This is a genomic window from Halomonas pelophila (assembly GCF_040196315.1).
Taxonomy (GTDB): domain Bacteria; phylum Pseudomonadota; class Gammaproteobacteria; order Pseudomonadales; family Halomonadaceae; genus Halomonas; species Halomonas pelophila.
The window spans coordinates 1-11217 of record NZ_JBEGCI010000026.1 but is presented as its reverse complement, the minus strand read 5'-3'; the positions used below and the strand labels follow the sequence as shown (position 1 = coordinate 11217).

The window sequence follows — 11217 nt, the reverse complement described above, 5'->3', positions numbered from 1 at the left end:
GGACATGCAGATGAACGAGGGCAAGACCTGCATCATCGAGATCATGTGCACCCGCGAGCTGGGCGACCCCTTCCGCCGCGACGCGCTGAAGAAGCCGGTGCGCCTGCTCGAGAAGTATCAGGACTACGTCTGATCGAAGGTGCTGCAAGGGTTCCCCCGGCGCTGCCGGGGGCTTTTTTATCTGACGACTGCCGCTTTGCGGCAGGCACGAGAGGCCATCACATGAAAGCCTTGAATCAGATTCTCGAGCGTGCGCGCCGCGATCCCCGGCGCATCGTGCTCTGCGAGGGCGAGGACGAGCGCATCCTGAGCGCGGCCGCCAAGGCGGCGGAGCAGGGCATCGCCCAGATCATCCTGGTGGGAAGCGGGGCGGGCATTGCCGCGGCCGCCGAGCGCTGCGGGGTCGACCTGGCGGCGGTCGAGGTGATCGACCCGGCCGACTCGCCCTTGACCGACGACCTGGCGCGGTCGCTTCTGGCGCTGCGCGAGAAGAAGGGCATGACCCCGGAGCAGGCCGCGACGGCGATACGCGAACCGCTCTGCTTCGCCAACATGCTGGTCCGCGAGGGCCATGCCGACGGCACCGTGGCAGGGGCGGTGAACACCACCGCCGACGTGGTGCGAAGCGCCATCCAGCTGCTGGGGCTGGCCCCGGGCAGCCGGCTTGTCTCGAGCTTCTTCTTGATGATGCTCTGCCAGCCCTTCCATAACCTCAAGGGCGGCATGATCTTCTCCGACTGCGGCCTGGTCATCGACCCCGACGCCGGGGAGCTCGCCCAGATCGCCATGGCCGCCGCCGACAGCGCCCAGGCGCTGCTGAACGAGGATCCGCGCGTGGCCATGCTGTCGTTCTCGACCAGCGGCAGCGCCCGGCATGGTGCCGTCGAGAAGGTCGTGCAGGCCGCCCGCGAAGTGAAGGCCGCCCGGCCGGAGCTCGCCATCGACGAGGACGTGCAGCTCGACGCCGCCATCGTGGCCGAGATCGCCGAGCGCAAGTTGCCCGACTCCAAGGTCAAGGGCAACGCCAACGTGCTGATCTTTCCGGATCTGGAGGCCGGCAACATCGGCTACAAGCTGGCCGAGCGGATCGGCGGCGCCGAGGCCATCGGTCCGCTGCTGCAGGGCCTGGCCAAGCCGGCCAACGACCTCTCCCGGGGCTGCAGCGTCGACGATGTCTTTCACGTGATCGCGGTGACCACGGTGCAGGCCCAGTGCCTGTCGGCCGCCGCCGAGGCGTGATGGTCACCGCCATGCGCGCGCCATGGCGCCCTGGGCCCTGACGATGGAGCCCGGGGGGCTTGCGGCGACGCTCGCCATCATGGGCGTGGCCGGCTACCTGCACACGGTGTCCGGCTTCGGCCTCGGCATGATCGTGATGGGGGCCGCCGGGGGGCTGGGCGTGGCCTCGGTGCCGGTGCTCGCGGCGGTGGTCAGCCTGGTGACCCTGGTCAACAGTGCCGTCGCCCTGCCGGGGAGATGGCGCGGCCTGGGGGTGCACCGGATCGTGGCGCTCGCGGTGGGTATCGTGCCCTCCATCGTGCTGGGCGTCTGGCTGCTGTCGTGGCTCGACGCCACCTTCACGGTGCTGCTCACCCTGCTGCTGGGCGCCCTCGTGCTGTTCGGGGGCATCAGTATCGGCCTGCGTCCCCGTCCCCTTTACGCCGAGTCTCCCTCCTGGACCTTCGCCGTGAGTGGTGTCCTGACCGGTCTCTGCGGCGGGCTCTTCGGCGTGCCCGGGCCGCCGGTCATCTATCACTGCTACCGCCAGCCGCTGCCGCTGGAGACGATCCGACTGCTGCTGATCCTGTGTTTCGCGATCACCTCCGGGGTGCGCACCCTTTACGTCGCGAGCCAGGGCGGGCTGACCGGTGACGTCTGGCAGCTGGCTCTGTGGTCGATGCCGGTGGTGGGCGGCGCGACCTGGCTCGGGCGTCGCTACCCCCCGCCGTGCTCCGCCGGGCTGATGCGCGGGCTGGCCATGCTGACCCTGATCGGACTGGGCGCGGCGATCCTGCTGAAGGGCTCGTTTTTGCTGGCGTCGGGGTAGCATTACCGGCGTGACCCTGGCATGTTATGCCGCCATTTTCAGGGCGCAGATGAGACCCGTGACGTCACCCGCCGCGCGGTAACCCCGTCAGGGCTGGCCGGGCCGATGCCCGGGACAAGGTGTCGACGTCTCGCCGCTATTCATATTCAACTGCGCAGGCATGCGCGTGGCCGCGCTCCCCTCTCCGAGCGGCCAGCTTCAGGACGTGAGCCGCAAACAGGATCGAAAGCACCATGACCCTCGAGGTACTACTGTCATTTATCGCCATTGCCGCCATCGCCGGCTACTTCCAGACGGTGACCGGCTTCGGGCTGGGCATGATCGTGATGGGCGCGACCAGCGGGCTGGACGTGGCGCCCGTGGCCTCGGTGGCGGCCGTGGTCAGCCTGATGATGCTGGCCAACAGCGCGGTGGCGCTGCCCGGCAAGCTGAAGCATCTCGACATGGCGGTGATCGGGGCCACGGTGCTCGGCATCGTGCCGGCGACTGTGATCGGCGTACTGCTGCTCGATGTGCTCAGCGGCAGCGCCGAGAGCGTGCTGCGCATCGCCCTGGGCCTGCTGGTCTGCTATGGCGGGCTCAGCCTGGTGCTGCGCCCCCGCCAGCGCGAGACGCTCTCCTCGCGGGGCAGCTTCTTCATCAGCGGGGTGCTCTCGGGGCTCTGCGGCGGGCTCTTCGGCATCGCCGGGCCGCCGGTGATCTACCAGTGCTATCGCCAGCCGCTGCCGCCGGTGGCGATCCGCAACATGCTGATCCTGATGTTCGCCTGCACCTCGGGCATGCGCACCCTGTTCGTCGCCGCCACGGGCGGGCTGAACCTCGAGATCTTCGTGCTCACCGCCTGGGCGATTCCCGTGGTGGCGCTGGTCACCTATGCCGGGCGGCGCTGGCCGCCCCGGCTCTCGCCCCTGGCCATGCGCCGGGTCGCCTTCGTCACGTTGATATTGATCGGCGGCGGGCTGATCTTCTCCGAGATCGTCTGAGCGTTACTCTTGTGGGGATTGGGGCACACGAAGGTCCTGACGCGAGCGTTGCTGCCAGCGCTCCAGCCCTGCCTCGAGATAGGGAAGGAACCGCTGACAGTGCCGTGACGGCGGGTGAAAGCGTGAGGTGATCAGGGCGATCTCCAGATCGATGGCCGGTTCGAAAGGCACGACCGTCACGCGGCAATCGCGTCGCCTGAGAAAGCTGTCGGCCGATACCGGATCGACCAGGGCGTGCCCTAGGCCGGCATTGACCAGGCTGATGGCCGAAGGGAACAGGTGGGTCTCGATCACCCCCCGAAACCGCGCGCCTGAAGCGCGAAAGGCTTGCCTCAGCTTCAGGGTGCTCTGGTGATGTTCGTCCAGGGTGATCATTGGCTGGTCGTCCAGGTCATTCGCGGTCACCGCGCTACGCTTTTCCAGCGGGCTCTCGGGAGGCAAGGCGATGTGCATGCGCAGCCGATAGGGCATGACCTCCAGTTCGTGCAGGTCGTCCTGGGTCTCGATCACACCCAGATCAAACTGGCCTTCCGCCACCCAGTCGCGGATCTTCGTCGAGCTGAAGGTCTGCAAAGAGAGCTGGCTGCTCGGGTGGTCGTGGAGGTAATCCGCCATGATCTGAGGCATGGCGGAGGGGGAGAGCCCTGGCATGCAGCCGAGGGTCAACTTGCCGGCCTGGCCCTGACGGAGTCCTTCCGAGAGCTCGCCAAGGTGCTTGACCGACGCCAGTACCTTGTCCACCCCCTCGGCCAGATGCTGGGCCTCCGCGGTCAGTTCGGTACCGTAGTGGTTGCGCCGAAAGAGCAGGAAGCCCACTTCCTCCTCGAGATTCGCGATGGCGGTACTGACCGCCGGTTGGCTGAGTTCCAGTCGGCGCGCCGCCTTGGAAAGGCTGCCAGTCCGAACGACCTCCTGGAAGATCTGTAGCTGCCGCAGGTTGTGGCGTATTTTCATGATATGGGGTCTAAATTCTATTTATGAGTTCATAGGTTTGCTTCAGTTGTGTTTATAGCATGGACCGTCGAAGCTGACCGGACCTACAACAGAAATAAAGGTGTCCCTATGAACTCGATCGACCTCCTGGGTCTTCTGGTGTACTTCGCGATATTGATAGTGATCGGCTATCGCAGTGCCAAGAAGGTCTCCGGCAGCGCGGACTTCGCCGTAGCCGGTAACAAGATCATCTGGCCGGTACTGTTCGCCACCCTGGCGGCCTCCTTCCTCGGCGGCGGTGCCTCCATGGGTCGTGCCGGCAAGTCCTTCGATGAAGGCTATGCCTTCATGTTCGCGGCCTCGGCCTTTCCCATCGCCACCGTGCTGGCCGGGCTCTACATCGCGCCGCGCCTGAAGCGCTACACCAATGCCCAGACAGTGGGCGACATCATGGCGCATCACTTCGGCAGCAGCGCCCGGCTGTTCACCGGTATCTTCTCGCTGGTGTTCTGCATCGGCATCCTCGGTGCCCAGGCGCTGGCCGTGGGTACCGTCTTCCATGCCATCCTCGGCATCGAGGTCTCCACGGGCATCCTCATCGGCATGGCGGTGGTGCTGCTCTATTCCACCGTCGGCGGCATGTGGGCGGTGATCCAGACCGACGTGGTGCAGTTCCTGATGCTGGCGGTCTTCCTGCCGCTGACCATGCTGATCGGCATCCACGACTTGGGCGGTCCCGCCGCCCTGGTGGAGCGACTGCCCGAGGCGCACTTCAGCATCATGGGCGACTACTCCGTCGGCATGTTCGTGAGCCTCTTCATTGCCTTCCTGCTCGGTGAGACCCTGGTGCCGCCTTACACCCAGCGGGCACTGTCGGCGCCGGATTCGCGCCATGCCCGCATCGGCTATACGGTGGCCGGTGGCTTCGGCTTCCTGTTCTACTTCGTCAGCGCCACCATCGGCCTGATCGCCCTGGTGCTCTACCCGAACATCACCCCCGACCAGGCCATGCCGACGCTGATCCGCGATGCCCTGCCGATCGGCATCACCGGCCTGGTGCTGGCCTCCCTGCTGGCCGTGGTGATGTCCACGGCGGACTCCTACCTCAACTCGGCAGCGGTCATCTTCGTCGGTGATATCTACAAGCCCTTCATCGAGCCGGACGTCAGTGACAAGAAGCGGCTGTGGATCGAGCGAGTGGTCAACCTGCTGATCGGCATCGGTGCGGTGATCTTCGCCCTCTACGCCACCTCCATCGTCGATGCGCTGCTGATGAGCTATGCCCTCTGGGCGCCGACCATCCTGCTGCCGTTCGTGTTCGCCGTCCTCTTCGACCTGCGCTGCTCGCGCTCGGCGATCGCCGCCATGCTGGCCGGGGCGCTGGTGACCATCGTCTGGAAGTGGGGGCCCTTCGATCTGCAGGCTGCCACCGGACTCACCGCCCTGATTGCCGGGGTGATCGCCAATATCGCGGTGTTCACTCTCGTCTATCGCCTCTTCCGCGCTGCGCCGGATATCGGCGCAACCTCCCACGTGCAGTGAAGGAGACGACCATGACTGCCTATGCCCTTGCCCTCTATGCCGTCAGCGCGATCAGCGTGATCACCGCCGTCGGTGTGGGTATCGCCTCCTGGCGTTTCTATCGCGACAACTGAGCCCCATCCATCGGGCCCCTGCGGGGGCCCGATCCGTTCAAGGATTGCACTCATGACCACCATCGCTGTGATCGGCGCGGGCATCGTCGGGCTCTCCGTCAGCCATGCACTCCGCGCGCGAGGGCACGACGTCAGGCTCGTTGATCCCGAGCCGCCGGGGGAGGGCACCTCCTTCGGCAACGCCGGCCTGGTCGCCAATTACGCCACGGCGCCCATGGCAAGCCTGGAGACCCTCCGGCAACTGCCGGCCATGCTGGCCCGCCGCGACCGGTCCATCGCCATCGATCCGGGCTACACGCCGGCCTTGGCCAACTTCGGCTGGCGGTTCCTGCGTGCCGCCAGGCCGGCGAGCTTCGCGCGTCACAAGGCCGACCTGGTGCACCTGATCGACGAGGCGATCGCTGGTCAGCATGCGTTGCTCGATGATCTCGGTGGCGAACGGCTCTATCGTGCCAATGGCTGTCTGCAGGTCGTTCGTGACGGCTCATGTTCGGCGTCGGCACTGGAGGCCATGGCCGCGACGAAGCGCGCCGACGGCGTTGCCTGTGAGGCGCTCGGTGCGGGGGACGTGCGGGGTCTGGAACCTGAACTGAGCGACGAGGGACTCAATGGCGCCCTGTATTTCCCCGAGACACGCTCGCTGCGCGACCCGCTGAGCCTCAGTCGACGCCTCTACCAGGGGCTGCAGGGCGAGGGCTTCACCCATGTGGCCGCACGCCTCGAATCGCTCACGCCGCTTGAGACGGGGGGCTGGCGCCTGCAAGCCGGGGAGACCGGCATGGACGTGGATCGGGTGGTGCTGTGCGCCGGCATCGCCAACAATGGCCTGCTCGAGGGCCTCGGGGTCCGCCTGCCCGTGGTCAGTGAACGTGGCTACCACGTCATGCTGGAGACTCCGCTGGCCCTCAACCGGCCGGTGGGCTGGCTGACCCATCATTTCTATGCCACGCCGATGCAAGACGGGGTGCGGCTGGCCGGCACCACGGAATTCTGCCCGCCGGGCAAGGCGCCGAATGCGCGTCGCTGGTCGCGGCTCGCCGACTGGGGGGCGTCGCTATTCGGCCGGCCGGTCGAGGTCGAACAGGAGTGGGTGGGGATACGTCACTCGACGCCGGACGGCCTCCCGGTCATCGGTGAGGTGCCGGGATACCCGGGGCTGATCCTGGCCTATGGCCATGGCCATCTCGGGCTCACCCTGTCGGCCGAGACGGGGCGGCTGGTGGCCGGGCTGGTAGCCGCGGAACCGCTGCCCGACTATGCGCGAGCCCTGGCGCCACAGCGGTTCATGGGGGCACGCTGAGCGTTGCCCTGAATGCCCTTCCCGGCCGGCCAGTATCGTCCGAGGACGACAGGCCGGCTCGGTTCAGGCGTCGGCGTCGCAGAGCCGCCAGGCGCCGTCCTCGAGGGGCAGCAGGGCGGCAATGGCCGCGGTGGCCACCACGTGGGTGGTTTCCTGCACGGGGTCGTGAACGTTGAGTCCGCCATGCACCACGCTGACCTCGGCGCGGCCGCGGGGCAGCTCGGCCGCCACCACCGCGGCGTCGACCCGCTCGGGTTCCTGCACGCCGATGGTCACCTGGACCCGCATCTCGCGGTGGTCGATGCCCAGCGACTTGAACAGCACGATGGAGGAGTGGTGCAGGGCGTCGTGCACGGCGCGGCAGGCCGCCTTGGTGTAGTCCTCGCCGTAGAGGTCGTTGCCGGTGCCCATCTCCAGGATGATGCGACGCTCAGTCATGATCGGGCTCCATGTCGAAGGAGACGACGATGGCGGCGTTGGCGATCACGCTGGTACCGCTGCCGTCGGGTTTGTCCACGTCAAGCCCGCCCTTGACCAGGCGCACCGACGGCTGGCCGTAGGGAAAGATGCGAAGCAGGGCCGCCGGGTCGACGGCGGCGGGGTCCTGCACCCCGATCTCGACGTCGATCAGCATGGCCTCCTTGGGGAAGCCGAAGGCGTCGGCGACGTTGAGCGAGTTGTGCCACAGGGCATCGCGGATCGCCCGGGCGGCGGCCTCGGTGTAGTCGCGGCTGCGGATCGAGGTGCCCATGCCAAACTGGGTCACCATGCGGGTCTTGGCCATGCGCTTTCTCCGTCGTCAGTCGCTGTCGTGGTGGCGGATCACGAAGTGCTTGGTGGTCGTCTCGATCACCTCCCAGTCGCCGCGGAAGCCGTCAGGAATCAGGAAGGCGTCGCCGGTGCGATAGGTCTGGGCGCTGCCGTCCTCGGCGATCAGGCGCACGTGGCCCTCGAGGATGTAGCAGAACTCGTCGCGATCGGTGAAGGCGTGCCACCTGCCGGGGGTGCTGGTCCAGGTACCGGCGATCAGCCGGCCGTCGGGGCTCTGGAAGTTCAGCGTGGATTCGTGGTGCGGGTCGCCCTCGATCACGCGGTCCGGCAGGTCGGCCAGGCGCCGATGGGTGCGCGTGTCGGGATCGTGGCCGATGTCGATGACCTTGACGGGCATGGGGCTCTCCTCTGGAAAGTCGGGCGTCGAGGATCAGCGCCGGTGGCGGCCGCCGATCAGCTCGACGATCTCGTCGAACAGATGGGTGTCCAGCGCCTGGGCCATGTCGGTGGCCAGGCAGCGGCGGTAGAAGGGGCTCAGATCCAGGCCCACGCCGAGGCCGAGCACCTCCACCTGGCCCTCGCGGGTGCGCCGGGCGACGACCTCCTTGAGGTGGTTGTCCAGGTAGTAGGGGTCGTTGGCCAGGTTGGTGGCGCTGTCCGCCGGGCAGCCGTCGGAGATCACGATCAGGATGCGGCGATTCTCGGGGCGGGCGAGCAGTCGCTCGCAGGCCCAGTCCACCGCCTCGCCGTCGATCCCCTCGCGAAACAGGTCGGGCTTGAGCAGGGCGGCGATGTCGGTGCGCGCACGCCGCCAGCTGCGATCGGCGTCCTTGAACACCATATGGCACACCTCGTTGAGGCGTCCCGGGCCGCGGGGACGCCCGCCGCTCATCCACGCCTGGTAGGCGCGGCCGCCGTTCCAGGCGCCGGTGGTGAAGCCGAGCAACTCGGTGCTCGCCCCGATCATTTCCAGGGCGCGGATCAGGCTCTCGGCCATCATGGTCACCGGCACGATGTGGTGCTTCATCGAGCCGGAGCAGTCGATCAGCAGGCTGACGGCGCAGTCGGTGCCGAGCTTCACCTGGTCGCGATAGAACAGGCGTCGCTCGGTGGGCGAGCTCACCAGCTGGGCGAGACGCCGTCCGTCGATGCGCCCCTCCTCCTCGCCGAAGGAGCGGCCGTCGACGCGTGGCTCCCAGAGCACGCTGCCCAGTCGGCGGGCCAGGCGCGGCAGGTTGATGGCCTGCTCGGCGGTGGCCTGGTCGAGTTTCTCGCGGTTCTCGCGCAGCAGGGCGCGGCGCACCAGGCTGCCGGCGGCGACCTCGCGGTCGAAGCGGGTGGTGAAGACCCGATAGGCCTGGGCGGCGTCCTCGAAGGTCTTGCTGTGCCCGGTGGTGGCTGCCGCCACGCCGTCCTCGTCGCCCTCGCCATCCTCGAGCTCGAGCAGCAGGGCGAAGGCGTCGCTGGGTGCCTCCGCCGGCTCCTCATCCTCGTCGTCACCGGCCTGGGCCCGTTCGGCGCGCACCCGCTCGCCGACGACCCTGGCAATGTCCAAGGCATGATCCGCATAGCGACGTTGGTCTTGGCGGTGCTGTCGAATGCCGCGCAGCGCCGCTCCGAGCTCGGCGACCAGTGAGCCGCGCATGATTTCGATATGGTCCTCGATTTCCTCGGGAAGTTGCCGGCTCATCAGTCGCGACCAACAGACTTCGGCGACGGTATATACGAGCATCCCGAGCGAGCCTTCGGTGAGACCCGAGTCGACGAAGTTGCGAGACCAGTGTCGGAAACGCCGGTTCAGGTTATCGGCCATGCCCGGCATGTCGTCGGGGACCCGTGTCTCCACGCGCAGCTGCTCGAGCAGCTCGAAGACCAGCCGTTCGACCGGGTCCTCCGGGCAGCACTCGCGGTGCAGGGCCGGGTCGGAGTGGATCAGGCGCAGGGCCATGCCGTCGGCGGCGGCCCGGCAGTCGGCGAAGTCGTCCTGCTCGGGGTCGATGCGCAGGTGCGGCGCCAGGGTCGGCAGGCGTCGCTCCCCTTGATAGAGGCGCCGGCCACGGTAGTGCAGGCCGGCATCGCCGGTCAGGGCGCGCAGGCTGGCCGCGCACAGCTCCTCGATCCGCTGTTGGCGGCGCGCCTGCTGCTGGGCGCTTTGGGTCATGAGGCGGTCGCCTCCCGCATCCATGACTCGTCGAGCTCCTCGCCGAAGCAGCGCTGGTAGTACTCGGCGACCAGCGGCCGCTCGGCCTCGTCGCACTTGTTGAGGAAGGAGAGCCGGAAGGCCAGCGCCGGATTGCGGAAGATCTCGCAGTTCTCGGCCCAGGTGATCACCGTGCGCGGCGACATCAGGGTGGACAGGTCGCCGGCGGCGAAGCCCTGGCGCGTCAGGTTGGCCACCGCCACCATCGAGGCGATCAGCGCGCGGCCCTTCTCGGTGTCCTTGCTGGGCACCCGGCCGAGCACGATGGCCGCCTCTTCCTCGCTGGGCAGGTAGTCGAGCTTGGCGACGATGTTCCAGCGATCCATCTGGGCGTGGTTGAGCACCTGGGTGCCCTGGTAGAGCCCGCTGAGGTTGCCCAGTCCCACGGTGTTGGCGGTGGCGAACAGCCGGAAGTAGGGATGGGGATGGATGACCCGGTTCTGGTCGAGCAGCGTGAAGTGGCCATCGCGCTCGAGGATGCGCTGGATGACGAACATCACGTCCGGGCGGCCGGCATCGTACTCGTCGAAGATCAGGGCCACCGGGCGCTGCAGCGACCAGGGCACGATGCCCTCCTGGAACTCGGTGACCTGCACCCCGTCGCGGATCACGATGGCGTCCTTGCCCACCAGGTCGAGGCGGCTGATATGGCCGTCCAGGTTGACCCGCATGCAGGGCCAGTTGAGGCGCGCCGCCACCTGCTCGATATGGGTCGACTTGCCGGTGCCGTGCAGCCCCTGAACCATCACCCGGCGGTTGCGGGTGAAGCCGGCGAGTATCGCCAGGGTCACGTCGGGGTTGAAGCGATAGGCCTCGTCGACCTCGGGCACGTACTCGTCGCGCCAGCTGAAGGCGGGGACCTCGAGGTCGCTGTCGATGCCGAAGAGCTCGCGCACCGACACCAGGATGTCGGGCTGGGCATTCATGGGGTCTGTCATCACCGTCTCCTCGGCCCGGGGGACCGTTGACCTTGGGCGTCCCTGATCAATACCGCTGGCAGGGGACGTCGCTGCCGGAGTGTGTAGTGAGCATAGATCAGTTTCGCAAAAAGAATCAAATCGTATCGTTTTATGGAATTTATCCTTGACGGGGGTGGGCAGTCTGCCTAGAGTCTCTCCGTATTCCGGAAGTCGGAATAAATCATCTCATATAAAACAACCCGGATGACGGGCTCGGAGGACATCCCATGAGCACCCAAGACACCACAGACACCCGCCAGGTCGTGAAAGGCAAGCAGACGATGACGCCCTCGGAGGCCTTCGTGGAGACCCTGGTCGCCAACGGGGTGACCGACATGTTCGGCATCATGGGCTCGGCCTTCATGGACG

Annotated in this window: 11 protein-coding genes; 5 read left to right on the top strand and 6 right to left on the bottom strand. The window is 67.2% G+C overall.

Translation table 11 applies throughout. The features are described 5' to 3' along the window. Positions 1 to 222 precede the first annotated feature (222 nt). The 3 genes from pta to ABE957_RS18030 all read left to right on the top strand — a co-directional run bounded on the left by pta (position 223) and on the right by ABE957_RS18030 (position 3030). On the top strand, positions 223 to 1239 hold the full coding sequence (pta, locus tag ABE957_RS18040; RefSeq protein ID WP_349760051.1) for a phosphate acetyltransferase: 1017 nt from the start codon (positions 223 to 225) through the stop codon (positions 1237 to 1239). Between the two features lie 22 nt (positions 1240 to 1261). Beyond that, positions 1262 to 2047, top strand: coding sequence for a TSUP family transporter (locus ABE957_RS18035; protein WP_349760050.1), 786 nt, complete (start codon positions 1262 to 1264; stop codon positions 2045 to 2047). A 233-nt stretch (positions 2048 to 2280) separates the two neighbouring features. Beyond that, positions 2281 to 3030 (top strand): TSUP family transporter, encoded by a 750-nt coding sequence (locus ABE957_RS18030; RefSeq protein WP_349760049.1) that lies wholly within the window; start codon positions 2281 to 2283, stop codon positions 3028 to 3030. Between the two features lie 3 nt (positions 3031 to 3033). Here ABE957_RS18030 and ABE957_RS18025 read toward each other — a convergent pair whose 3' ends face one another. Beyond that, entirely contained in the window at positions 3034 to 3984 is a 951-nt protein-coding gene (locus ABE957_RS18025; RefSeq protein WP_349760048.1) for a LysR family transcriptional regulator, read from the bottom strand. 108 nt (positions 3985 to 4092) lie between these two features. Between ABE957_RS18025 and ABE957_RS18020 the strand changes: the two genes are divergently transcribed. After that, entirely contained in the window at positions 4093 to 5505 is a 1413-nt protein-coding gene (locus tag ABE957_RS18020; RefSeq protein WP_349760047.1) for a sodium:solute symporter family protein, read from the top strand. 165 nt (positions 5506 to 5670) lie between these two features. Further along, positions 5671 to 6918 (top strand): NAD(P)/FAD-dependent oxidoreductase, encoded by a 1248-nt coding sequence (locus ABE957_RS18015; RefSeq protein WP_349760046.1) that lies wholly within the window; start codon positions 5671 to 5673, stop codon positions 6916 to 6918. Between the two features lie 63 nt (positions 6919 to 6981). On the opposite strand, the gene ABE957_RS18010 is transcribed toward ABE957_RS18015, so the two are convergent. The 5 genes from ABE957_RS18010 to ABE957_RS17990 are packed head-to-tail and all read right to left on the bottom strand — an operon-like array spanning position 6982 to position 10827. Next, positions 6982 to 7356, bottom strand: coding sequence for a Lin0512 family protein (locus ABE957_RS18010; protein WP_349760045.1), 375 nt, complete (start codon positions 7354 to 7356; stop codon positions 6982 to 6984). After that, complete coding sequence (locus ABE957_RS18005) at positions 7349 to 7702, bottom strand: Lin0512 family protein (protein WP_108444880.1); 354 nt, start codon at positions 7700 to 7702, stop codon at positions 7349 to 7351. Before ABE957_RS18005 ends, ABE957_RS18010 begins: the two co-directional genes overlap by 8 nt. 15 nt (positions 7703 to 7717) lie before the next feature. Further along, positions 7718 to 8086, bottom strand: a complete 369-nt coding sequence (locus ABE957_RS18000; protein WP_349760044.1) for a cupin domain-containing protein — start codon at positions 8084 to 8086, stop codon at positions 7718 to 7720. A 33-nt stretch (positions 8087 to 8119) separates the two neighbouring features. Further along, on the bottom strand, positions 8120 to 9850 hold the full coding sequence (locus tag ABE957_RS17995; protein WP_349760043.1) for a cobaltochelatase CobT-related protein: 1731 nt from the start codon (positions 9848 to 9850) through the stop codon (positions 8120 to 8122). Then, a complete protein-coding gene (locus ABE957_RS17990; protein ID WP_349760042.1) occupies positions 9847 to 10827 on the bottom strand; it encodes an AAA family ATPase in 981 nt (326 codons plus the stop codon). The genes ABE957_RS17995 and ABE957_RS17990 overlap by 4 nt, the downstream gene beginning before the upstream one ends. Positions 10828 to 11217: the final 390 nt, after the last annotated feature.